Annotated in this window: 23 protein-coding genes; 14 read left to right on the forward strand and 9 right to left on the reverse strand. The window is 64.3% G+C overall.

Annotated elements, in window-relative coordinates; translation table 11 throughout:
* Positions 1 to 221: 221 nt before the first annotated feature.
* From IVA96_RS22460 to IVA96_RS22470, 3 genes are read right to left on the reverse strand one after another with little or no spacing between them, the layout of a single operon-like run.
* Positions 222 to 566 (reverse strand): DUF1491 family protein, encoded by a 345-nt coding sequence (locus tag IVA96_RS22460; protein ID WP_247276639.1) that lies wholly within the window; start codon positions 564 to 566, stop codon positions 222 to 224.
* A 57-nt stretch (positions 567 to 623) separates the two neighbouring features.
* On the reverse strand, positions 624 to 1,325 hold the full coding sequence (locus tag IVA96_RS22465) for a peptidoglycan-binding domain-containing protein (RefSeq protein WP_247276640.1): 702 nt from the start codon (positions 1,323 to 1,325) through the stop codon (positions 624 to 626).
* Positions 1,318 to 3,171 carry a PAS domain-containing sensor histidine kinase gene (locus IVA96_RS22470; protein ID WP_247276641.1) on the reverse strand — a complete coding sequence of 618 codons (1,854 nt, stop codon included), beginning with the start codon at positions 3,169 to 3,171 and terminating at the stop codon, positions 1,318 to 1,320. The genes IVA96_RS22465 and IVA96_RS22470 overlap by 8 nt, the downstream gene beginning before the upstream one ends.
* A 408-nt stretch (positions 3,172 to 3,579) precedes the next feature.
* On the opposite strand from IVA96_RS22470, the gene IVA96_RS22475 reads away from it, so the two are divergent.
* The gene (locus IVA96_RS22475) at positions 3,580 to 4,014 is read left to right on the forward strand and encodes a DUF5330 domain-containing protein (protein WP_247276642.1); all 435 of its coding nucleotides are present in this window, start codon (positions 3,580 to 3,582) and stop codon (positions 4,012 to 4,014) included.
* Positions 4,015 to 4,100: 86 nt separating this feature from the next.
* Entirely contained in the window at positions 4,101 to 4,529 is a 429-nt protein-coding gene (locus tag IVA96_RS22480) for a SufE family protein (RefSeq protein WP_247276643.1), read from the forward strand.
* A 5-nt stretch (positions 4,530 to 4,534) separates the two neighbouring features.
* Here the strand turns inward: IVA96_RS22480 and IVA96_RS22485 are convergent, their stop codons facing one another.
* Both IVA96_RS22485 and IVA96_RS22490 read right to left on the reverse strand, forming a co-directional pair.
* Positions 4,535 to 4,951, reverse strand: coding sequence for a MucR family transcriptional regulator (locus IVA96_RS22485; RefSeq protein WP_247276644.1), 417 nt, complete (start codon positions 4,949 to 4,951; stop codon positions 4,535 to 4,537).
* Positions 4,952 to 5,098: 147 nt separating this feature from the next.
* The gene (locus tag IVA96_RS22490) at positions 5,099 to 5,977 is read right to left on the reverse strand and encodes a DUF308 domain-containing protein (RefSeq protein ID WP_247276645.1); all 879 of its coding nucleotides are present in this window, start codon (positions 5,975 to 5,977) and stop codon (positions 5,099 to 5,101) included.
* Between the two features lie 312 nt (positions 5,978 to 6,289).
* On the opposite strand from IVA96_RS22490, the gene IVA96_RS22495 reads away from it, so the two are divergent.
* Together IVA96_RS22495 and IVA96_RS22500 are read left to right on the forward strand one after the other, a co-directional pair.
* Entirely contained in the window at positions 6,290 to 7,939 is a 1,650-nt protein-coding gene (locus IVA96_RS22495; protein WP_247276646.1) for a glycosyltransferase family 39 protein, read from the forward strand.
* Positions 7,940 to 8,123: 184 nt separating this feature from the next.
* Entirely contained in the window at positions 8,124 to 8,903 is a 780-nt protein-coding gene (locus IVA96_RS22500; RefSeq protein ID WP_247276647.1) for a class II aldolase/adducin family protein, read from the forward strand.
* A 235-nt stretch (positions 8,904 to 9,138) separates the two neighbouring features.
* On the opposite strand, the gene IVA96_RS22505 is transcribed toward IVA96_RS22500, so the two are convergent.
* From IVA96_RS22505 to IVA96_RS22515, 3 genes are all read right to left on the reverse strand, one after another.
* Positions 9,139 to 10,533: a M20/M25/M40 family metallo-hydrolase gene (locus IVA96_RS22505; protein WP_247276648.1), complete on the reverse strand. Its 1,395-nt coding sequence runs from the start codon at positions 10,531 to 10,533 to the stop codon at positions 9,139 to 9,141.
* A gap of 23 nt (positions 10,534 to 10,556) precedes the next feature.
* On the reverse strand, positions 10,557 to 11,879 hold the full coding sequence (locus IVA96_RS22510; protein ID WP_247419277.1) for a glycosyltransferase family 87 protein: 1,323 nt from the start codon (positions 11,877 to 11,879) through the stop codon (positions 10,557 to 10,559).
* A gap of 240 nt (positions 11,880 to 12,119) precedes the next feature.
* Entirely contained in the window at positions 12,120 to 13,742 is a 1,623-nt protein-coding gene (locus tag IVA96_RS22515; protein WP_247276650.1) for a helicase HerA-like domain-containing protein, read from the reverse strand.
* Positions 13,743 to 14,065: 323 nt separating this feature from the next.
* Here IVA96_RS22515 and IVA96_RS22520 point away from each other — a divergent pair, with 323 nt between their 5' ends.
* The 8 genes from IVA96_RS22520 (at position 14,066) to scpA (ending at position 21,505) form a co-directional block, all read left to right on the forward strand.
* Complete coding sequence (locus IVA96_RS22520) at positions 14,066 to 14,431, forward strand: DUF2267 domain-containing protein (RefSeq protein WP_247276651.1); 366 nt, start codon at positions 14,066 to 14,068, stop codon at positions 14,429 to 14,431.
* A gap of 26 nt (positions 14,432 to 14,457) precedes the next feature.
* A complete protein-coding gene (locus IVA96_RS22525; RefSeq protein ID WP_247276652.1) occupies positions 14,458 to 14,865 on the forward strand; it encodes a DUF4332 domain-containing protein in 408 nt (135 codons plus the stop codon).
* Positions 14,866 to 15,025: 160 nt separating this feature from the next.
* Positions 15,026 to 15,886 (forward strand): dihydropteroate synthase, encoded by an 861-nt coding sequence (gene folP, locus IVA96_RS22530; protein WP_247276689.1) that lies wholly within the window; start codon positions 15,026 to 15,028, stop codon positions 15,884 to 15,886.
* Positions 15,883 to 16,251 carry a dihydroneopterin aldolase gene (gene folB / locus IVA96_RS22535; protein ID WP_008553485.1) on the forward strand — a complete coding sequence of 123 codons (369 nt, stop codon included), beginning with the start codon at positions 15,883 to 15,885 and terminating at the stop codon, positions 16,249 to 16,251. Before folP ends, folB begins: the two co-directional genes overlap by 4 nt.
* A gap of 1 nt (position 16,252) precedes the next feature.
* Entirely contained in the window at positions 16,253 to 16,744 is a 492-nt protein-coding gene (gene folK / locus IVA96_RS22540; protein WP_247276653.1) for a 2-amino-4-hydroxy-6-hydroxymethyldihydropteridine diphosphokinase, read from the forward strand.
* An 80-nt stretch (positions 16,745 to 16,824) separates the two neighbouring features.
* Positions 16,825 to 18,696, forward strand: a complete 1,872-nt coding sequence (locus tag IVA96_RS22545) for a methylmalonyl-CoA mutase family protein (RefSeq protein ID WP_247419279.1) — start codon at positions 16,825 to 16,827, stop codon at positions 18,694 to 18,696.
* Positions 18,693 to 19,157, forward strand: coding sequence for a GFA family protein (locus tag IVA96_RS22550; protein WP_247276655.1), 465 nt, complete (start codon positions 18,693 to 18,695; stop codon positions 19,155 to 19,157). Before IVA96_RS22545 ends, IVA96_RS22550 begins: the two co-directional genes overlap by 4 nt.
* A gap of 191 nt (positions 19,158 to 19,348) precedes the next feature.
* On the forward strand, positions 19,349 to 21,505 hold the full coding sequence (gene scpA / locus IVA96_RS22555) for a methylmalonyl-CoA mutase (RefSeq protein ID WP_247276656.1): 2,157 nt from the start codon (positions 19,349 to 19,351) through the stop codon (positions 21,503 to 21,505).
* A 118-nt stretch (positions 21,506 to 21,623) separates the two neighbouring features.
* Here scpA and IVA96_RS35635 read toward each other — a convergent pair whose 3' ends face one another.
* Positions 21,624 to 21,746 carry a hypothetical protein gene (locus IVA96_RS35635; RefSeq protein WP_256464535.1) on the reverse strand — a complete coding sequence of 41 codons (123 nt, stop codon included), beginning with the start codon at positions 21,744 to 21,746 and terminating at the stop codon, positions 21,624 to 21,626.
* A gap of 203 nt (positions 21,747 to 21,949) precedes the next feature.
* On the opposite strand from IVA96_RS35635, the gene IVA96_RS22560 reads away from it, so the two are divergent.
* Positions 21,950 to 22,942, forward strand: coding sequence for a tripartite tricarboxylate transporter substrate binding protein (locus IVA96_RS22560; protein ID WP_247276657.1), 993 nt, complete (start codon positions 21,950 to 21,952; stop codon positions 22,940 to 22,942).
* A gap of 259 nt (positions 22,943 to 23,201) precedes the next feature.
* Positions 23,202 to 23,693, forward strand: coding sequence for a tripartite tricarboxylate transporter TctB family protein (locus IVA96_RS22565; RefSeq protein WP_247276658.1), 492 nt, complete (start codon positions 23,202 to 23,204; stop codon positions 23,691 to 23,693).
* Positions 23,694 to 23,696: the final 3 nt, after the last annotated feature.

Genomic DNA, 23,696 nt, shown 5'->3' on the forward strand with positions numbered 1-23,696 from the left:
AACCACAGACCCCATCAGGCCTTGGCAGGACAAACTCCCAAGGCCTTCGCCACTACCAAGACCACCGCGATCCAATCAGCGAATTATTGAACATCGACAATTGCGAGCCAACGGGTCCGCGCAAAGCGCGGCCCGTGACAGGCTCGGTGAAGCAATCCAGAGTCTCTCCGCGGACGGATTATGGATTGCTTCGTCGCTTCGCTCCTCGCAATGACGCCGGCTTACGTCTTCGCCAATTCCAGAAAATGCCGGCCCGCGCGGTCCTCGGTCTCGACGATCCAGGCGTCCGGGTCGAAGCGGATTTCCTTCGCCAGCCGTTCCTCGATGGTTTGTTCCGGCAAAGGCTGCGGCGCGACCGGTACGAAGAAGCGATCGACGGGGCGGCCGTCGTCATAGACGGTCTGCGGCGCCGGGGCGTACAGCATCGCATGGCCGTCGAGTAGCGATACTTTCACGAACACCGCGCCCGCCTCCTCGGCGCCGCGGCGGCGCACCGCGCCGAACACGCCCTCGGTCTGGCAGCGACGCAAATAGGCGGCCACCCATATGTTGGATTTCAAACGCATGAGCCGAACGATAGGCCAGTGCTGCAATCAGCACCAGCCTCCGTGCAGGCGCCAAGACTATTCGACGGGATGGCCGATAGCGGCCGCGAGCTCGCGCAGCAGCCGGTCCGACACCTGACCGGTGACCTGCATCTTGTGCTCGCGCTCGAATTTCTGGATCGCGGACTGGGTCTCGCCGCTCATCGTGCCCGTGATCTTCAAATTGCCGTAGCCATATTCGGACAGCGCGCGCTGCACGCCGGCGATACGTCGCACGGCCGGGCTCTGCACCGGGATCGGCGCCGGCGGGCGCACGACCGAGGGCGACGTCGAGGTCGTGGCCTTGACCAGATTGGTCATCGGATCGTTCGGGCGCGTCGAGGCGGTCGCCTCGACGGGCTTTTCGGGCGTCTTCTCGGCGACGCGCTCGACAGGTTTGGGCTCGGTGCGAAACTCCGTCGCACGCGGCTCGAGCGGCGAAGTGTCGGCGCCAACGGGGCGCGGACGCGGCAAGGGGTTCGACAGTGACACGGATGACGGCGCAGGAAGATTGATCACCGTGCCGAACATCGGCGCGGGGTGCCGGCCGGTCTGGAGGAACAGCGCATTGGCGACGATCGCACCGATGGCGGCGGCGGCGACGAGGCCGGCCAGCGTATCCTTGGGGCTGTGCAGCAGCACGCGCATGACGAGGTTGCGCTCGGTCTCGACATCGATGACCGCGGCCTTGGCACCACGACGGCGCGGAGCAGCTTCGTCCTTTGCAGACTTCTTAGGCACTTTTCTTCACCAGCGCAGGTTGGTCGTGAGATTCTTCGTGAAGTTGGTCGTGAGGTTCCTGGCGCAACATCGGCGTCAGCGTCGCGACCTTGCTCTCCGCCGGCTTGACCTGCGGCGGCGTGTAAACGAGCGGCAGCTTGACGGTGACGGTGGTGCCCTCGCCTAACCTGCTTTGTACCGTCAATTCGCCGAGATGCAACGCTATGAGGCTCTTCACGATCGAAAGTCCGAGGCCGGTGCCTTCGTGGCGGCGCTGATAGGTCTTGCCGGCCTGGAAGAACGGCGCGCCGATGCGCTTGAGATCGTCGGGCGCAATGCCGACGCCAGTGTCACTGATGCGCAGCGCAAGCTGCGCGCCCGACACTGCCGCCGTCACGGTGACCTGACCGCCGCGCTCGGTGAACTTGATGGCGTTGGCGACGAGGTTGAGCACGATCTGCTTGAAGGCCCTGGGATCACCGGTCATGACGGGCAGATCCTGCGGCGCATCGGTGATAAGGTCGATGCCGTTCTCCCGCGCCTTCAGCGCCAGCAAATTGCAGCAATGCAGCAGCGCGGCGCGCGGCGCGAACGGCTCCGACGCAATCTCGAAATTGCCCGATTCCATCTTGGACATGTCCAGGATGCCGTTGACGACCGACAGCAGATGCTGGCCGGAATCGTTGATGAGCTGGGCGTATTCCTTGCGCTGGGCCGCACCCAGCATCAAGGTCTGCTCCTGCGCGATCATCTCGGAGAAGCCGATGATGGCGTTGAGCGGCGTGCGCAATTCGTGGCTCATGGTGGCGAGGAAGCGCGTCTTGGCAGCATCGGCCGCCTCGGCGGCGCTGCGGGCCTGATCTAGCGCCTGCTCGGAAAGCTTGCGATCGGTGACGTCGCGCATCACGGTAACGACTTCGGCCTCGCCCGTGACGTCATGGGCCCTGTCCTGTTCGAGCGGGCGGCAGCGCATCTCGACCCAAATGAAATCGATCTGGCCGCGCTCGGAGCCAGCAGGCTCCCGCCGCAACCGGAACTCGACGCTGCACACGTCACCGCGCGCCGCATCCGATAACGCAGTGAGATAGGCCGGACGGTCGGCGACGTGTACGCGGTCGAACAGGCCGTGGCCGAGCAGTTGCGTGACGGGCATGCCGAGCATGGCCTCCGCCGCCGGCGAGATGAACTCGACCGCGCCGTTGCGCTGGTGCCGCGAGATGACGTCGCTCATGTTGCGCGCGAGCAGACGATAGCGCTCTTCCTCGCGCAATAGCAGCGCAACGCTGGTGCGCGCGAGCGATTCCGCGCCGAAGGCGAGGCCGGCGGCGTAGAGCGTCGCCGAAGCGACGCCGAGCGCCATCAGCACGCCGCGCGCTGCAGCGCCCGGCTCCTCGACCGTCAGCCAGCCGAACTGGCTGACGAGGATCAGGATCCCGGCACAGGACAGCGCGAGCAGCGACGCGAAGGCCGCAACGCGGCGCGAGGCCGACAGCGCGGCTTCGAGCGGAACCACGACCAGCCAGATCGCGGCGAAAGATTCGATGCCGCCGGTGGTGGCCGCCACTGCCATAATCAGGCCGGCAAGCGCCAGCGACGACAGCACGTGTGCGCCCTCATAGCGGCCGGTGCGCGACAGGAACCACGACAACAGGATCGGCGCGATCAGCCAGGCAAAGGCGGTGACCTCGATCGCGCTCGGCGCGCCGCGCAGGACGAGATAGATCGGGAATGCGGCGAAGGCGGCCAGGCTGCCGAGCAGCCGCGGCGCCATGAAGGCACGATGGCGCGCTCCCGTCAGCGCATCGTAACGCGCGGAGGGATGCAGCAGTGCATCGAGACAATCGCGGATGGTACTCAAAACTGTCACGGGTCTCGCGCTTCGGCTCAATCGTCTGAGAAGACGTGCCGGAACGCCTCCTTGTCGTTGAGCCACCGTGTCAGAGCGACCTTAAACGAGTGCTAAGGCGGCGTGGCATGCGGCCGGACACCGCGTCATCGCGCGGCTTTTTAGATGATTTGGCGGCGTCTTCGCTGCGGATGGTGAACACGGGGTTTCACATCCCTCGGCATGGTTTCGAATTGGTGGATGCGGGGTCCAGCAGAATCATGGGCGCGGGCGTCAATTGAAAATTTACGAGATCGTCGATCGCGCGAAGATTTTTGCGCAATTTTTTCGCGAATTAAGCTCAAGGCAATCACTTGCGATTTATCGAGCGTTGCTAGGTCCGATATCCGCGGAAATCGCCGCGGCAGGATCGAACGTACAGGTCGCAAGATGCGCTTTCTGCTCCGCATCACATTCTGGCTCGGACTGGTGCTGGTTCTCCTGCCGCGGGACAAGACGCCCGAATCGGAGAAGCTGCCGCAGATCGGCGCCGCCGACGCAGTGCAGGCTGCGACCGCGGCCGTCTCCGACGTGACCCAGTTCTGCAAGCGTCAGCCGGCGGCCTGCGAGGTCGGCGGACAGGCCGCAACCATCATCGGCCAGCGCGCCCAGGACGGCGCGCGCAAGATCTACCAGATCATCAACGACAAGAAAGAGCAGAACACCAACGAGAAGAACGACAAGACCGACAAGAAGGCGCCCGACCACACCGGCTCGATCGCGCTGGCCGGCGAAGGCGACATTGCCGCGAGCGAGGCGCCGCGCGACACCCTGACCCAGGACGACCTCGCGCTGGAATGGCGCGGACCTGCCACGGCGAATTAGGCCCGCCCCGTCAATTAGCGCCCAAACCCTATCGATTTCACGGCTTCGCGTCCCTATATTGGCCTGAACGGGAACCATGGGCCAGCATGACGACGATCGACGAAATCAGGGACAATTTCGAGCTTCTCGACGAGTGGGACGACCGCTATCGGTACGTCATCGAGCTCGGCCGCACCCTGGAACCGATGCCGGAGGCGGAGCACTCTGCCGAGAACAAGGTGCAAGGCTGCGTCAGCCAGGTCTGGCTCCAGAAGCTGGTAGAGCGCAGCAATGGCGCGCCGGTCCTGAAATATCGCGGCGACAGTGACGCGCATATCGTGCGTGGTCTGGTCGCGATCGTGCTCGCGCTCTATTCAGGCCGCACACCGCGGGAGATCCTGGATACCGATGCGATCGCGGTGTTCAACGAGTTCGGCTTTCGCGATCATCTGACGCCGCAGCGGTCCAACGGACTGCGCTCGATGGTCGAGCGCATCAAGACCGACGCCAAAGAGGCGCTCGCGGAAGCTTCGTAAGAATTTTACTTCCGTTTCCGCTGCTGCTGTCCTAGCCCCATCTGTTTCGCCAGCTGCGAGCGGGCCACCGCATAGTTCGGCGCGACCATGGGATAGTCGGCCGGTAGTCCCCATTTTTCGCGATATTGTTCCGGCGTCATGTTGTACTGGGTGCGCAGATGGCGCTTCAGCGACTTGAAGCGCTTGCCATCTTCCAGGCACACCAGATAATCCGGCGCGATCGACTTCTTCAGCGACACCGCCGGCTTGGCCGGCTCGAGCGGCGCGGTCTCGGTGCGGCCTGACGAGACCCGCACCAAGGCGCCATGCACCTGGCTGATCAGGCTCGGGATCTCGGCCGCGGGTGTCGGATTGTTGCTGAGATAGGCCGACACGATGCTCGCCGTCAGCTCGATGAAATTCTTATTCCCAGCATCCGACATGCGCCCGCCCCTTCTCCACCTTGCGTCTCATGGGATTGACGACGTCAGAGTATTCCGTGTCAACAATACGTTGGGCTGAACCACGACGACTGAGGACGAAGAGCTAATTACTGGCGAAGGGCGGCGCTTTACTTCCAAACAGCGGCCTCAGCCCCGCTGGTCGAGATGCGCGCGGAGCTCGTCGATGGAGGCAAAGCGCATCATGCCCTCCGGCATCTGCGCTTCGATCGAACCGTCGGAATAGAGCGAATAGGCCATGCCATCGACAACGCCGGATTTGAGCACGGTCACGGGCGCCTGCTCGGCCGCAGCCGCCGGCTCAAGTGAAGGCGCCGGCTCAGGTGCAGGCGGCGGCGGCGGGGGAGCGGCTTCCGCAAAGGTCGAGGGCGAGCGCGGCGGCGGGCGGCGGGAGGTGATCGGCGGCTCCGGCGGGCGCATGCGTTCCGGCTTCGGCCAGGCATCGTCGAAACTGGCAGGCGGAACGTCCGGGGCTGCGGGTTCTTCATGAGACGGCTGCGGGCCCTCCGTGGGCTTTGCCTCCGCGCGCTCACGCTCCTTGCGCGAGGTCGAGGCGAACAACAGGTTGCGGCGGCGCGGCGCTTCCGGAGCCGCAGGAGGCGCTAGTGGTTCGGGCGCCTCGGCGCGCGGACGCTCGCGCACGGCGGCTTCGCTCTGCCACGGCGGAGGGCCTGGTGGTGGCGGTGGTGGCCCGGGCTCGGTCTTCGCAGGCGAGGCAAGCGCCGGCTCGGGCGCAGGCGCACCCGGCATTGCGAGGCCCGGGAGCACGGGCCTGACGCGAACCTCGGACGATGCGGCAGATCCGGCCGCCAACCGGCGGGCGATGCCCCTCAGCTCAAGGAGCAGAAGATGCAGGCCGACCAGTAACATTCCGGTGCAGACGCCGATGGTTCCGGAGATTATGAGAGTGCTGCCGACGCTGAATTCCCTGACGGTGTAGCCGAACAGGATCGCAAGGAGGCCCGCCAGAACGGCGAAAATCCCCACGATCAGCAATGCCAAGGTCATCGAACTCACCCCCGACCGCGCATCCACATGCGACACTCGTCACGCCACGATACCGTCATCCGGTGTTCCACGCCAACGGCCAATTATGGGCGGTGTTCCCAAAGGGAAGGAAATCAGGGACTTATTCACATTCCCTTCAGCTGCGGCTCACTACTGCTACCGGTACTCCAAGTTTCCGCATTTGCTGCGCCGCATCAGGAATTTAGCCATAATGCCCAATTACTTGGTAATGGAACTGCGCTATAGGGATCCCGGGGAGCAGGCCCGCGCGCGCCAGCAGGGTCGAGAGGGGATTCCGGGTCACCAATAGCCATGACATCCATCACGACTTCGGCGATCGATACGCCTCTGCGGCGCTCGGTCGAACGGACTTGCGACGATCTCGCCATGCTGGTGCTGGCTGCGGTCGCCGTCATTGCAGGTTTGACCTTCCGCGACTACGGGCTCGGCTGGGACGATTACACCCACGCTGAATATGCCGATCTGTTGCTGCGCATGTTCGGTTCCGGCTTCAGGGATACCGCGGCGCTCTCGTTCGCCAATCTGTACATGTATGGCGGCGGCTTCGACATGATCGCCGCTCTCCTGCACAAGATCATTCCGCTCGAACTGTTCGAGACACGACGTCTGGTCGGTGCCATCGTCGGCGTGATCGGGCTTGCGGTGACGTGGCGGCTCGGGCGCCGCATCGGCGGGGCCCTCGCCGGTCTTGCCTCACTTTTGCTCCTCGCGCTCTGCCCGATCTTCTACGGCCACATGTTCATGAACCCGAAGGATGCGCCCTTCGCGGTGGCCATGATCATCCTGATGCTGGGCCTCGTCCGCCTCGCGGAGGAATATCCGCAGCCTTCGCCGCGCACGGTCCTGATCGTCGGCCTAGGTGCCGGCCTTTCGTTGGGCTGCCGCGTTCTCGGCGGTCTCGCGCTGGTCTACGCCATGCTTGGCTTCGTCCCGCTGTTCCTGGAGGAATTGCGCAGCGAGGGCTTGCGCGAGGCGGTCCGCCGCTTCGCCCATGTCGTCTATGTGCTGCTGCCTGGCCTTGCGTTCGGCTATCTCGTGATGGGCCTGATCTGGCCGTGGTCGATCATGGAGCCGGGCAATCCTTTCGAGGCGCTGACCTACTTCTCGCATTTCTTCGAGAAGCCGTGGAAGGAGATGTTCGATGGCGCGATCGTGTCCGTGCCCGACATGCCCTGGTCCTATCTGCCGACGCTGTTCGCGCTGCAGCTGCCCGAGGTGATGCTGGTGCTGATGGGCGGCGCCGTAGTCAGCACCTTCGCCATGCTGCCGCGCCGCGAGGTTCCCGCGCGCCGCAAAACCATCCTCTTGATGCTGACGCTGGCCGCGACCCTGCCGCTCGCGATCGCGATGGTGAAGCGTCCCGCACTGTACAACGGCATCCGCCATTTCGTCTTCGTGATCCCGCCAATGGCGGTGCTCGGCGGCGTCGCCTTCGGCTGGACTATGGAACGCCTGCGCTCCAATCACCGCACCTGGCAGCCGGTCGTGCTCGCCACCTTCTGCTTCGGTCTTGCGCTGTCGCTCGCCGAGATGATCCGGCTGCATCCCTATCAATACACGCACTTCAACCACATCGCCGGCACCGTGCGCGGCGCCGACGACCGCTTTATGCTCGACTATTGGGGCCTGGCGCTGAAGCAGGCCTCGGACGAGCTGCGCGAGCAGCTGGTCGAGCGCCAGGAAGTGCCGCCCAGCAATCGCAAATGGAAGGTCGCGGTGTGCGGGCCGCAGCGACCGGCCCAGGTCGCGCTCGGCCCCGACTTCACCATCGGCTGGGATTCCAACGCGGCCGATTTCGCGATGACGCTGGGCGAATTCTACTGCAAGGGCCTCACCGCACCCGTCATGGTCGAGATCAAGCGCGACGACGTGGTGTTCGCCCGCGTCTACGATATCCGCGGCCGCAGCATTTCCAGCCTGCTGTCGATCCCGGCTCCGTAATAATCTTCTCCCAACTCGAAGCCCGGATGAGCGAAGCGACATCCGGGGCCACCTTGGAGCTGCCCGCATATCGCTTCGCTCATGCGGGCAACGCTGAACTGCCGCGCGCTGGCCGCGCCTTGCTGCCCGCCTCACCCAAGACTAGGCTCCTTCTCCGCAACAACGATGTTCGGAGAGATCAGCCATGTCGCCAGCGGAAGCGCGCCTGAAGGAAGTGCCGTCGAACATGACGGAAGCCGAGTGGCAGCAACGCGTCAATCTCGCCGCCTGCTATCGCCTCGTCGCGTTGTACGGCTGGGACGATCTGGTCGACACGCACATCTCCGCGCGCGTGCCCGGCCCCGACCATCACTTCCTCATCAACCCATACGGGCTGATGTTCGACGAGATCACGGCGTCGAGCCTCGTCAAGGTCGATTTGCATGGCAATCAGCTCTCCGAGAGCGAATACAGCATCAACCCCGCCGGCTTCACCATCCATTCGGCGATCCACGAGGTGCGCGAGGACGCGATCTGCGTGCTGCATCTCCACACGCTCGACGGCACCGCGGTGTCGAGCAGCGCCGAAGGCCTGTTGCCGCTGAACCAGACCGCCCAGCTCGTCACCCACGACCTCGCCTATCACGACTATGAAGGCATCGCGCTCGACCATGACGAGCGGCCGCGGCTGCAGAAGGACCTCGGCGACCACAACCACATGCTTTTGCGCAATCACGGCACGCTGACGGTCGGCCGCTCGGTCGCTTCCGCCTTCGAGCGCATGTACCACCTCGAGCGCGCTTGCTCGATGCAGGTGCGCACGCGCGCGCTGGGTACGCCGATCTATCCAGTCGACGACGTCGCGATCGACAAGAATACCGAGCTACTGTCGAACCGCGACCGCGCCGAGCTGCGCGCCACCAATCTCGTGTGGCCGCCGCTGCTACGCAAGCTCGACCGCGTCAATCCGGGCTATCGGACTTGAGATTTTCGGGATTTGGTGTAGGGTAGCGTGCAACGAACCTCTACGCCTTTTGGAATGAAACGCCGCCCAATTCCGGGCGGCGTTTTTATTTAGGGGTAACTCCCCACGCCCGTCATTCCGGGGCGCGCGAAAAGCGCGAACTAAGGTGCGCAATTGCGCACCTGAGAATCTCGCGCAACAATCTCCAGATTCCGGGTTCGCCTCTTCGAGGCGCCCCGGAATGACCGCTACGCGGTCACTTCACCTCCGCCAGCGCGGCGAGGATGCGGGCCCAGGAGCGGATGCCCTTCTGGAAGCTGCGCAGATCGTACTTCTCGTTCGGCGAATGGATGTTGTCGTCGTCGAGGCCGAAGCCGACCAGCAGCGAATCGAGGCCGAGCGTGCGCTTGAAATCGGCGACGATCGGGATCGAGGCACCCGATCCCATCAGCACGGTCTCCTTGCCCCATTCCTCGGTCAGCGCCTTCTTGGCGGCGGCGAGCGGTTTCATATTCCAGTCGAGCGCGACTGCGGGCGCGGCGGAATGGTCGCCGAACTCGACCTTGCAGTCGCCCGGAATGCGCGCGGTCACGTAGTCGCGGAACGCCTTGCGGATCTTTTGGGGGTCCTGCCCCTCGACCAGACGGAACGAGACCTTGGCAGACGCGTGCGACGGGATCACCGTCTTGGAGCCCTCGCCGATATAGCCACCCCAAATGCCATTGACGTCGCAGGTCGGACGCGAGGAGGCCTGCTCGATCAGCAAGCGCCCCTTCTCGCCGGCAGGGATCGACAAGCCCACCGGCTTGAGGAACGTGTCCGGCGTGAATTCGAGCTTTTTCCACTGCACCAAGATGTCAGGGGGCGTGTCCTTGATCCCGTCATAGAAGCCGGGAATGGTGATGCGGTTGTCGTCGTCGAACAGACTGCCCAGAATTTTCGTGAGGACCCGGATGGGGTTCATCGCGCTGCCGCCGAAGACGCCGGAATGCAGGTCGCGATTGGCGGCGGTGATCTTCAGCTCCTCATAGAGCAGGCCGCGCAGCGATGTCGTGATCGCCGGCGTGTTGTGATCCCACATGCCGGTGTCGCAGACCAGCACGTAGTCGGCTTTGAACTCGTCCTTGTTGGCCTCGATGAAGGGCACGAAATTCTTCGAGCCGACCTCCTCCTCGCCTTCGATCAGGAAGGTGATGTCGACCGGCAGCGAGCCCGTCACCTTCATCCAGGCGCGGCAGGCTTCGACGAAGGTCATGACCTGGCCCTTGTCGTCCTCGGCACCGCGCGCGACGATGATCTTGCGACCATCGGCATGGTCGGTGACGACAGGCTCGAACGGCGGACGATCCCAGAGATCGAGCGGGTCGACCGGCTGCACGTCGTAATGGCCGTAGAACAGTACGTGCGGCCGTCCGCCCGCCCTGGCCTTGCCGACGATGGCGGGATGTCCGGCGGTCGGCCTCACTTCGGTGGCGACATCGAGGCTTGCGATGTCCTTGGCGAGGTGCTCGGCCGCGGCCTTGCAATCGGCGGCGAAGGCCGGATCCGCGGAGATCGACTTGATCCGCAACAACGAAAACAGACGCTCCAGGCTGTTATCGAAATCCTTGTCGATGTGGTCGAGCACGGATTGAAGCTGCGCATTGGCCATGGTCGTATTCCCGATTGTTGGTCTCAAGGTGTCTGCGCTTTTAGCGCTGGCGCGGCCTCGGGACCAGCCGGCGGATGCCAGATGTGCCATGCGAGGCTGCCGGCAAGGATGGCGGTCGCAACGAGATTATTGCCCCAGGCCTGGATGACATTGGGAAACCACGGCAGCGATAGCAGCATGAGGATGCCGGCGGCACCCAAAGCGAGCCAGGTTCCCAGCCGCACATTCGCCCGCGCGTCGAGGGTGGCCCGATGCATCAGCACCGTCATGGGCAGGAACAGCCACATGAAGTAGTATTGCCGCGCCAGAGGCGAGGCAATCGTCATCAGGCAGAACAGGATGCCGAGCTCCTCGGCGTCGGAGCGCGCCGTTCGCCGCGCTTGCCGAGGCATGATCGGGACGAAGCCGAGCCCGAGCACCGCCGACAGCGCGAGCACGATCCAGTTCGCCGTGCTGTAGTCGACGTCGATGACGTTCATCGTACGCGGCGGCTTGTTGGGGTCTTCCAGATTGTAATTGATCGGCCGGACCAGGCGATGCGTGACAGCAATGAGGGACTGGTTGACCCACGACCAATTCTGCTCGCCGCGCTGGCCAAAGCCTTGTTCCGAGTTGGTACCGACCATGGCCTGGTACCAGGTCGCAAGTTCGGCTGCGTTGCGCTCGAAGCCGCGGATCGGCGCCGGCACGACGTAAAGAAGAATGCCGGTGAAGGCGACCGTAGCGACGGCGGCCGCCCACTTCTGCCGCCACATCAGGTAGGGCAGCACCGCGATCGGAAACACCTTGATGGCCGTCGCGAGCGCAAACATGAAGCCAGCAAGCCAGGGGCGCTGATGCCGCAAGCTCCAGAAGCCGTAGAGCATCATCGCCAACAGGACGAGGTTCGGCTGGCCGAGGTCGAACATGTCGAACACGAAAGTGACGGTGACGAAGGCGGGCAATGCTTCCAGCCAGGGACCGGGCTTGCGGTCCGAGCCAGCCAGGACCTGGGAGAACATCCCGGTGTACCACCACGCCACTGCATTCAGGATGGACAGGACGGTATAGAGCGGGATCTTGCCGAACCAGCTCGGGATCGCCAACATGATCGCCGGAAGCGGCGGATAGATGAATTCGAAGTAGTCGCTGATATCGCCGGGATAGAGCGAGCGTCCCTCCAGGATCTGCTGCCCGGCCCAGTACCACAGCCCGTAATCCTTGGTCTTGCCGTGGCCGAAGATCTCGGGAATGAGCACATCGGCGGTCAGGAGGACGCAGCAGAACAGGAAAAGCAGGTCCAGCGGCGCGCGCAGCGACAGGCGTCTCGGCGCATCAGGTTTGGCTAACGGGGCGGTGGAGGTCACGGTGGAGTCCAGTCGGCGGCGGACTACCACGTAGCAGACGGGCGGATGCTTGGAGAGCCCCTCACCGGAATTTGTGCGCTGTGATGGCCTCCCGATGGCCGCTAAACCTCCGGCGGCGTGATGGCCGGGCGTGCTGCCTAAGGCGCGACGAGATCGGGATGAATCGTCATCGCGCTTCAGGTTATTGTTTGAGCATGATCTTTTCGGAAAACCGCTTCACACACTTTTCCGGATCACGCTCTAGCGCCGCAGCAATCCGCCGAGCGCGCCGCGAACCAGGGTGCGGCCGATCGAGCCGCCGAGCTGGCCGCCGACCGACTTGCCGATATTGGCGGCCATCCCCCCGATCACCTGGTTGGTCACCGATCGCGTCACGTCGCGCGCGATGACCTGGCCGGTTGACAGACGGCCGCGCTTGACGTTGGTGCCGAAGATAGAGCCGACGATCGAGCCGATCTGGCCGAGGATGCCGCCACCGCTTCCACCTGCCGAACCATCTGCCGTTGCCGCCGTGCCGGCGATGCGCTTCTGAAGAATCTCGTAGGCAGACTCGGAATCGACAGCGGTGTCGTATTTGCCCTTGACCGGGCTTATAGCCATGATCGCCTTGCGCTCCTCCGGCGTGATCGGTCCAATCCGGGCCGACGGCGGCCGGATCATCACCCGCTCGACCATCGAAGGCGTGCCGTTGCCCTCGAGGAAGGACACCAGCGCCTCGCCCTTGCCGAGCTCCATGATCACCTTGGCGGTGTCGAGCTTCGGGTTGGGCCGGAAGGTCTGGGCTGCGGCGGCGACCGCCTTCTGGTCGCGCGGGGTGAAAGCGCGCAGCGCGTGCTGCACCCGGTTACCCAACTGCCCGAGCACGCGATCGGGCACGTCGACCGGGTTCTGCGTCACGAAGTAGACGCCAACGCCCTTGGAGCGGATCAGACGCACCACCTGCTCGATCTTGTCCATCAGCGTTTTGGGCGCATCGTTGAACAACAGATGCGCCTCGTCGAAGAAGAACACGAGCTTCGGCTTGGGCAGGTCGCCGACCTCGGGCAGCTCCTCGAACAGCTCCGACAGCATCCACAACAGGAATGTCGCATAAAGCCGCGGGCTCTGGAGCAGCTTGTCGGCGACGAGGATGTTGACCATGCCGCGCCCGTCGCGGTCGGTCTTCATGAAGTCCTTCAGCGTCAGCGCCGGTTCGCCGAAGAATTTGGAGCCGCCCTGGTTCTCCAGCACCAGGAGCTGGCGCTGGATGGTGCCGACGGTCGCCTTGGTGACGTTGCCGAAGCCCTGCGCGGCCTTGCGGATGGCGGCGAGCGGATCCGCCGCCGCGTCCGGCCCCTTCTTCCCGCTATCGGGCACGATGGCGTCGAGCAGCGCGCGAAGGTCCTTCATGTCGATCAGGACGAGACCGTTGTCGTCGGCGACGCGGAAGGCGACGTTGAGCACGCCTTCCTGCACGTCGTTGAGGTCGAGCATGCGCGCGAGCAGCAGCGGTCCCATCTCGGTGACCGTCGCCCGCACCGGGTGGCCCTGCTCACCGAACACGTCCCAGAACACCGTCGAGAACTGGTCGGGCTGGAACGTCAGCCCCATCTCGGTGGCGCGCTTGACGATGAAATCCTTTGGTTCGCCGACCTCGGAGATGCCGGAGAGGTCGCCCTTGATGTCGGCTGCGAAGACCGGAACGCCGGCGCGCGCAAATCCTTCCGCCATCACTTGCAGCGACACGGTCTTGCCGGTTCCGGTTGCACCGGTGACGAGGCCATGGCGATTGGCGAGCGCCAGCGTCAGCCATGCCTGCTCGTTTCCCTTGCCGACGAAGATCTTCTCGTCGGTGTCACCGAGCTTGCTGTCCTGTGCGGTCATTATGGTCTCTGATCTCTGCAGTTTCGCGTATCGAAACTCGAATACACCAGTTCCGGAGTTTAACGCATGTCGCGAGCCGATTGAAACCATTCAACGTGGTCCGGACATGCGACATCGTCGGAAACATCAGCCGAAAGTCGGAAAGGTGCATTCGCACCGCGGTATTTTCTTGCTGATTCCATCTCCGCTCTTGCATCGCTGCAACACTTTTCGCGCGTTCGAAACGTTGGTCGCGTTCATCGCTTGTATTTCACATCGCACCGGCTCAAGATCATTTTCGAAAGCAATACTCCGGCATGTGAACCGGCTGAGGGGCAGGCCATATGGACGAGCTGATCGGGCGGCTGGCAACAAACGCCAGCATAGATAGTGCTGTCGCTGAAAAGACTGTCGGCATTATCCTGGGTTTCCTCCGCAGCGAGGGTCCTTCCGACAGCGTGCAGGCCCTGATCGACCAGATTCCCGGTGCGGAAGCCGTGATCGAGACGTCCGGGAGCGGCGGCGGACTGTCGCGGCTGATGGGCGGTGGCCTGATGGCCGTCGGCTCACGCCTGATGGGCCTCGGACTCGGCATGTCGGAGATTCAAAACATCGCCCGTGAACTTTTTCGCTTCGGCCGAGACAAAATCGGAGCCGATCAGATGGGCAAGATCATCGCGGGGACGCCGGGCCTCAGCCAATTCGCCTGAAGCTTTCGCATTTCATATCGAGAATCATGACATATCCCATCTCCGAGATTGAGGGCCTGTCGGCCTTTGCCGCCAACAAGTTGAAGGCGCAGGGAATCCGCACCACCGACGCGCTGCTCGAGGCTGCCGGCACCGTGAAAGGCCGCAAGGCGCTGTCTGCCAAGACCGGCATCAGCGAGCAGCTGCTGCTCGAATGGGCCAACGTCTCTGACTACATGCGCATCCCCGGCATGGGCCGGGCCAAGGTCGGCCTGGTCCGCGCTGCCGGCGTCACCACGGTGCGCGAGCTCGCTTATCGGAATCCGGCAAGGCTCGCGCAGAGCATGCGGGACGCGAACGAGAAGAAGAAGCTCCTCCGCATCCTGCCTTCCGAGAAGTCGGTCGGCGAGATCATCGCCAAGGCGAAGAAGCTGCCGCCGAAGATTACGTATTAGCCACACACTCTCTCCGTCGTACCCCCGAAGGGGTATCCAGTACGCCGCGCCTCCTCCACATTGTCGCAATGCCTCGGAGTATTGGATTGCCCGCTTTCGCGGGCAATGACACGAGGGGTTGGTCTTGAACTCCCCCTCCCCGACCGCTAAAGCCACCCGCATGAGCGCCTCGCCCTCCCCATCCGTCCCGCCGGCCGGCTCGGCCGGGGCCGACGTGCTGCGGACGCTGTTGGAACGGCCGCTTCCGGCGGTGATGGGGGTGCTCAACGTCACCCCGGATTCCTTCTCTGACGGCGGCGCGTTCATCGCGCCCGAGCAGGCCTTGGAGCGTGCCCGGACGATGATCGCTGATGGCGTCGACATCATCGATATCGGCGCGGAGTCCACCCGGCCCTACAAGGGCGCCCAGCCGGTCACAGCGGAACGCGAGCTCGCCCGGCTGAAGCCGGTGCTGGCTGGCGTCGTGGCGCTTGGCGCGCCCGTCTCGATCGACAGCATGAAGGCGGAGGTGGTGGCGTTCGCGCTCGACCAGGGCGCGGCGATCGTCAACGACGTCTGGGGCCTGCAACGCGACGCCGCCATGGCACCGCTGGTCGCGGCTAAAGGCGTTCCGGTCATCGTGATGCACAACCGCGACAATGCCGACCCCACCATCGACATCGTCACGGACATGAAAACCTTCTTCCTGCGCTCGCTGGATATCGCGGCCAAGGCTGGTATCGCGCGGGACAAAATCGTACTCGATCCCGGCATCGGCTTCGGCAAGACGGCCGAGCAGAGCATGATCGCGCTGGCGCGGCTGCGCGAACTCGACATGTTCGGCCTGCCGATCCTGGTCGGCGCCTCGCGCAAGCGCTTCATCGCCGCGGTGTCGCCGTCGGAGCCGAAAGAGCGACTCGCCGGATCGATCGCCGCGCACGTCATCGCCGCGCAGCGCGGCGCAAAAATCATTCGGACCCATGACGTCGCCGAAACCTTGCAGGCCCTGCGTGTAGCAGCAGCAATCGAGAGCAAGCCATGACCGATACGATCTTCGTCACCGGCCTGTCGATCCACGCGCGCCACGGCGTCATGGATCACGAAACCGAAGTCGGCCAGCGCTTCGTCATCGATCTCGAACTCTATACCGACCTGTCGGAGCCTTCGCGCAGCGACCGGCTCGCCGATACCGTGTCCTACGCCGAAGTGGTGGCGACCACCACGGCGGCGTTCAAGAACACCAATTACAAGCTCTTGGAGCGCGCCGCCGGCGCGGTGGCCGATGCCATCCTGTCGCATTTCCCGCGCATCCGCGCCGTGAAGATCACCGTGCACAAGCCGCATGCGCCGATCGCCGCGATCTTCGACGACGTCGGCATCATGCTGACGCGCTCGCGGCATCCATAAGATGGCGAGCGTCTTGATCGCATTCGGCGGAAATGTCGGCGATGTCCGCGCGACATTCCGCAAGGCGATCGCGCATATCTGCGGCATGGCGCAAGCCGCGCTGATCGCGCGCTCGTCCGACTATGCAACGCCGCCCTGGGGCGATGAGGACCAGGAGCCCTTCATCAACGCGTGCATCGAGATCGAGACCAGCCTTGATCCGCATGCACTGCTGTTCGTGCTCCAGAAGATCGAGCAGAAATTCGGCCGCACGCGGGACAAGGAGCGGCGCTGGGGCCCGCGCACGCTCGATCTCGATATGATTGCCTATGACAATGTCAGCTTGCAGAAGCCCGATCTGACCCTGCCGCATCCGCGCCTGTTCGAGCGCGCCTTCGTGCTGGTGCCGCTGGCCGAAATCGCGCCCGACCGCCTCATATCAGGCGTTCGTGTGCGTGACGGGCTCGCCAGCGTCTCGACGCAAGGCATTGAGCGGCTTCCGGATACCGGTTAACCAAAAACAACCGTTTGCAGGGGCGGTCCGCCGTGGCAATTTCGCCTGCGAATAACAAGATTTCGGGAGCCCCTCGCCGCATGACCTCCGTGACTGACGACCTGCCGCTGGCGGCGGATTTCCCCAAGGCGACGATCGAAGACTGGCGCAAGCTGGTTGACGGCGTGCTGAAGGGCGCGCCGTTCGAGAAGCTGGTCGGCAAGACCTATGATGGCCTGAAGATCGAGCCGCTCTACCCACGCGCCAAGGGCCTTGCGCCCGTGGTGGGCCGGCCGCCAGCTGCGCCCTGGCAGATCATGCAGCGGATCGACCATCCCGATGCGGCTGCCGCGAATGCGCAGGCGCTGACCGATCTCGAGAACGGCGCGACGGGGCTCGCGCTGGTGTTCGCCGGCGACAGCGGCGCCCACGGCTTCGGCCTGGAACCGTCAGCCGATGCGGTCGCAAGAGTCTTGAAGGACATCCATCTCGATGCCGGCATCGGCCTCGAGCTTCAGATCGGTCCGCAATCGCGGATGGCCGCGATCCATGTCGCGGAATATGTGAAGAGCGCAGGCTTCGATCCCGCCGCCTGCAACATCCGCTTCGGGCTTGATCCGCTCGCGGCCGGCGCGGTGTGGGGCCACAGCCCCTATACTTGGGAGGAGATCGTTCCAGCCATCACCGGCGCCATCAAGGGTCTCGCTGGGCTCGGCTTCAAGGGGCCATTCGCCTCCGCCGACGGACGCGTGATCCACGATGCCGGCGGTTCGGAAGTGCAGGAGCTTGCCTTCGTGCTCGCCTGCGGCGTTGCCTATCTGCGCGCGATCGAAAATGCCGGCATTGCGCTGCAGCAGGCGCAGGACATGGTCTATGCGCGGCTTTCCGCCGATGCCGACCAGTTCCTGACCATGGCCAAATTCCGCGCGCTGCGGCTGCTGTGGGCGCGCATCGAGCAGGCCTGTGGCCTGACGCCGAAACCGCTGTTCATCGCTGCCGACACGGCCTGGCGCATGCTGACGCAGCGCGACCCTTACGTGAACATGCTGCGCGCGACCATCGCGACCTTTGCGGCCGGGCTTGCCGGCGCCAACGCGATCACCGTGTTGCCGCATACGCTGGCGCTCGGACTGCCCGATCCGTTCGCACGACGCGTGGCGCGCAACACGCAAGCCCTGCTGCTGGAAGAAAGCAATCTCGCCAAGGTCAGCGATCCCGCGGCGGGCGCCGGCGGCATCGAGACGCTGACCGCGCAGCTGTGCGAGGCCGCTTGGGCGCTGTTCCAGGAGAGCGAGAGAGCCGGCGGCGCCTTTGCCGCGCTTCAGCAGGGTATTTTTCAAAGTAAAGTAGCGGCTACGCGAAAGGCGCGCGAGGCCAACATCGCAAAACGCCGAGACGTGCTGACCGGCGCCAGCGAGTTTCCGAACCTGCATGAGAGCGAGACGGCCGTGCTGAAGGTGACGCCAATCGCGCTTCCGCCTTACGGTGAGCAAAAATACAAATTCGATGCACTGTCGCCGATCCGGCTGGCGGAACCGTTCGAGGCGTTGCGTGACAAGTCGGATGCCGCGTTGAAAGCACGTGGCGCCCGGCCAAAGGTGTTCCTGGCCAATCTCGGCACGCCCGCCGATTTCACCGCGCGGGCGACGTTTGCCAAGAGCTTCTTCGAGGCTGGCGGCATCCAGGCCCTCGACAGCGAGGGTTTTGCCGATCCGTCCAAGCTTGCTACCGCGTTCAAGGCCTCCGGCGCGGAGCTTGCCTGCCTCTGTTCCAGCGACAAGGTCTATGCCGGTCACGCGGAACCCGCCGCCCGGGCCCTGCAAACGGCCGGCGCCCGACATATCTATCTGGCAGGCCGCCCGACCGATGCCGAGGCGGCGCTGCGTGCGGCCGGCGTCACCGGTTTCGTCTTCGCCGGAGGCGATGCGCTTGCGACGCTGCAAGACGCCTACCGGCGGATGGAGCAGCCATGACCGAAACCAGCAAAACCGTTCTCACCGGCGGCTGCCAATGCGGGGCCGTGCGCTTTCGAGTCACGACGGCACCGACCAAGGTCTCGATCTGCCACTGCCGGATGTGCCAGAAGGCGGCTGGCGCCCCGTTCGCCTCCTTCGCCGACATCAACAAGACGGACTTTGCCTGGACCAAGGGACGGCCGTCGTTCTTCCGCTCCTCCTCCATCGCCGAGCGCGGCTTTTGCGCCGCCTGCGGCACGCCGCTGAGCTTTGGCCGCATCGACGGCGACCGGATCGAGATCATGACAGGCACGTTCGACCGCCCCGACCACGTTGTCCCAACGCGGCAGTTCGGCACCGAATCTCGCCTCGGCTGGGTAGTCGGCATCTCCAATTTGCCGAGCCAGACCACCCAGCAGAATTACGGACCGGAGAAGATGGCGACCATCGTCAGCTATCAGCATCCGGATCATGATTGAGGCCGTCCGGTGTTTCAGCTGCTCGGACAAAGCTTGCTAGGTCTCGCAGAATGGAAGTTTGTCGAGCTTTTCGCGCGCTTGCCGCGGAGCGGGACTTGAGCGATGACTGAGAGCCGGCTGGATGATCCGGTCTACAAGAAGAATGTGCAAAGGCTGATCGAGCATCATCGCAGCTTTGAGGATTCCAAGAGATGAGCCGCATTCCCAATTTCGCCGATGTCGCCTTCGAGCGGACCGCAACCACAGCGCCATTAGGCAGCGCCGAGCCGTGGCTGACGCCCGAGGGCATTCTCGTAAAACCCGCTTATGGCGAGGCCGATCTTGCCGGCCTCGATTTCCTCGAGACCTATCCCGGCATCGCGCCCTTTCTGCGCGGTCCCTACCCGACCATGTATGTCAACCAGCCCTGGACCATCAGGCAATATGCCGGCTTCTCCACGGCAGAGGATTCCAACGCGTTCTATCGCCGTAATCTCGCCGCTGGACAGAAGGGCCTCTCGGTCGCCTTCGATCTCGCCACGCATCGCGGCTATGACAGCGATCATCCGCGCGTCGGCGGCGACGTCGGCATGGCCGGCGTCGCGATCGATTCCATCTACGACATGCGCACGCTGTTCGCAGGGATTCCGCTCGATCAGATGAGCGTGTCCATGACCATGAACGGCGCGGTACTGCCGATCCTGGCGCTCTATGTCGCGGCCGCCGAGGAACAGGGCGTGCCGCCGGAAAAACTCTCGGGCACCATTCAGAACGACATTCTGAAAGAATTCATGGTGCGTAACACCTATATCTATCCGCCCGCGCCATCGATGCGGATCATTTCGGACATCTTCGCCTACACCTCCACGAGGATGCCGAAATACAACTCGATCTCGATCTCCGGCTATCACATGCAGGAGGCCGGTGCGACGCAGGACCTCGAGCTCGCCTACACGCTCGCCGATGGCGTCGAATATCTGCGTGCCGGACTCGCTGCAGGCCTCGACGTCGACCGCTTCGCGCCGCGCCTGTCGTTCTTCTGGGCGATCGGCATGAACTTCTTCATGGAGGTCGCCAAGCTGCGCGCCGCGCGCCTGCTCTGGGCGAAGCTGCTGAAGCCATTCAATCCGAAAGACCCGCGCTCGCTGTCGCTGCGCACGCATAGCCAGACCTCAGGCTGGTCGCTGACCGCTCAGGACGTCTTCAACAACGTCATGCGTACCACGGTGGAGGCGATGGCGGCCACCCAAGGCCATACCCAGTCGCTGCACACCAACGCGCTCGACGAAGCGCTGGCGCTGCCGACCGATTTCTCGGCGCGCATCGCTCGCAACACCCAGCTCTTCCTCCAACAGGAGAGCGGCACCACGCGCATCATCGATCCCTGGGGCGGCTCGTATTATGTCGAGCGGCTCACGCGCGACCTCGCCGCCAAGGCCTGGAGCCACATCCAGGAGGTCGAGGAGCTCGGCGGCATGGCCAAGGCGATCGAGGCGGGCGTGCCGAAACTGCGCATCGAGGAAGCCTCGGCCAAGACACAGGCCCGCATCGATGCCGGCAAGCAGGCCGTGATCGGCGTTAACAAGTACAAGCCGACCGATGAGGCGCCGATCGAGATCCTCAAAGTCGACAACAGCAATGTCCGCCGCTTGCAGATCGACAAGCTGACGCGGCTGAAATCCGAGCGCAATCAGAAGGACGTCGATGCCGCCCTCGCCGCGCTGACGCGCTCGGCCAGAGAAGGCAACGGCAATCTGCTCGCGCTCGCCATCGACGCGGCGCGCGCCAAGGCGACCGTCGGCGAGATTTCGGAGGCGATGGAGAAGGTGTTCGGCCGGCATCGCGCCGAGATCAAGTCCATCACCGGCGTCTACAAGCGGGAGGCCTCCAGCATGGGAAACCAGGTCGAGAAGGTTCAGGCGCTGATCGACGCCTTCGAGGAGGCGGAAGGCCGCCGCCCGCGCATCCTGGTGGCCAAGATCGGCCAGGACGGCCATGACCGCGGCCAGAAGGTGATCGCGTCAGCCTTCGCCGACATCGGCTTCGACGTCGACATCGGGCCGCTGTTCGCGACCGCCGACGAAGCTGCGCGGCAGGCGGTCGAGAACGACGTGCACATCCTCGGCGTCTCCTCGCTCGCCGCCGCCCACCTCACGGCGGTGCCGGAACTGAAGGCCGCGCTGAAGAAGCAGGGCCGCGACGACATCATGATCATCGTCGGCGGCGTAGTGCCGCCGCAGGATTACGACGCGCTGTACGCGGCCGGCGCCGAAGCCATCTTCCCGCCGGGCACCGTGATCGCCGATGCGGCGGAGGAACTGATCCGCAAGCTGAACGTCCGGCTTGGGCATAGCGAGGCGGCGGAGTAGTGATGGACTGGTCGTGCGCCCGGCCAGGTTGTGTCCATGACACCTGACGAAATCATTGCTGCAATACGCAAGAACGCGGATGCCATCAAAGGCAAGGGCGTATCGAAGCTCTCCATCTTCAGCTCGCACGTCCGCGACGATTATCGTCGATATAAACGGGATAGTTGTTGAAGTCGCGAATTAGCGACCAGACTTCGTCCAGCGGGTGATCCAGCACCGTGCTGTAATAGGCTTGGGTCATGGCTTGCCTTTGGCACTTGTTGCGCGCTGAGGTTGGCGACTTGCGCCGGCAAAACCCACCCGATTTCCGACTGCCTGTCCGATGGTTTCACACAAACGGCGATCTCGCTGGTAGCGCTACCTTGCGGCGCCGCCGCAAAGCCGACTAGAATGCCGCCGTTGACAAGAGCGCTCGACGTCGCGGGCGCCGCTGGGAGGCATTCAATGTCCAAGATCACCCGCCGCGCCTTTGCGGCCTCGTCTGCCGCGGTCGCGGCATCCGCCGCTTTCGGGTTCAAGCCGGCACTCGCACAAGCCTATCCGGCGCGTCCGGTCACCGTGATCGTGCCTTGGGGCGCGGGCGGCGGCACCGATGCGACCGCGCGCATCGTCGCGGCGCTGCTGGAGAAGGATCTCGGCCAACCCTTCAACGTGGTCAACCGCACCGGCGGCTCCGGCGTCGTCGGCCATAGCGCGATCGCGAGCGCGCAGCCCGACGGCTACACGATCGGCATGCTCACGGTCGAAATCTCGATGATGCACTGGCAAGGCCTCACCGAGCTGACGCCAAAGAGCTACACGCCGCTGGCGCTGATGAACGAGGATCCGCCCGGCATCCAGGTCTCCTCCTCCTCGCCCTACAAGACGGTCAAGGAGCTCGCCGACGCGATCAAGGCGGCGCCTCCGGGCAAGTTCAAGGCTTCGGGCACCGGCCAGGGCGGCATCTGGCATCTGGCGCTGGTCGGCTGGATGCAGGCGATGGGCCTGCCTGCCAACCAGGTCGCCTGGGTGCCGTCAAATGGCGCAGCGCCCGCGATGCAGGATCTCGCCGCCGGTGGCCTCGACCTGACCACCTGCTCGGTGCCGGAAGCGCGCGCCATCATCGAGGCTGGCAAGGCCAGGAGCCTTGCCATCATGGCGCCGGCGCGCAACCCGATCTTCAAGGACGTGCCGACATTGAAGGAGGCGATGGGCATCGACTACGCGACCGGTGCCTGGCGCGGCATCGGCGCCCCGAAGAACCTGCCGCCGGAGATCGCAACGAAGCTGACCGCAGCGCTGAAGAAGGTCTACGACTCAGCCGAGTTCAAGGACTTCATGAGCAATCGCGGCTTCGGCACCGTGTGGGGCGATGCCGCCCATTTCGCCGCCTTCATGGACAAGGGCGACGCCCAGATGGGCGAGGCGATGAAGGCGGCGGGCCTGAGCAAGGCGTGATTTTCACCTCTCCGCGCGAGCGGCAGGGCTGTCGCATATGAAGAACGTGGCGAGTAGCTCGCTTGCAGCCCATCCTTCGAGACGCCTGCCTACGGCGGGCCCTCAGGATGAGGTCGCGTTTTGCGGCGAGATATCAAACCCTCATGGTGAAGAGCCCGCGAAAGCGGGCGTCTCGAACCATGCAGGCCGAGCAGCTTCATCATATGCGCTAGCCCAACCCACGCGGGGAGAGGGAGTGCACTTCTCATAGGACTCTCCCATGCGTCTTCCCGACTCCGTCACGGGATCGTTTCTCGTCGCACTCGGCGCGGCCGCCGCCTATGGCGGTTGGATCTTGCCGCCGGTGCCGGGCCAGCCGGTCGGCCCCAACGTGTTTCCGCTGGTGATCGGCACCGGGCTCGCCCTGTGCGGGCTCGCGATCGTGTTCGGCATCGGCCATTCCTTCGAGGAGGAGGAAGAGCTGGTCCCGCTCGAGAACGGTCAGGCCGCCAGCCCGCCGCCGCAGGGCAAGCTCTACGGCCTTCGCGCCTTGCTGCCGCCGGCGCTGCTGCTGTTCTACGTCTTTGCCGCCGACCGGCTCGGCTTCATCCTCGCTGCCGCGATCATGGTCTACGTGACCTCGACCGCGTTGGGGGCGAAGTGGAAGCTGGCGCTGCCGCTCGCGGCGCTCTCGCCATTCGCCATTCACCTCATTTTCGGCAAGCTGTTGCGCGTGCCGCTGCCTGCCGGCCTGCTGCCGACGCCCTGGTAATCC

The organism is Bradyrhizobium sp. 159 (genome assembly GCF_023073795.1).
GTDB lineage: Bacteria > Pseudomonadota > Alphaproteobacteria > Rhizobiales > Xanthobacteraceae > Bradyrhizobium.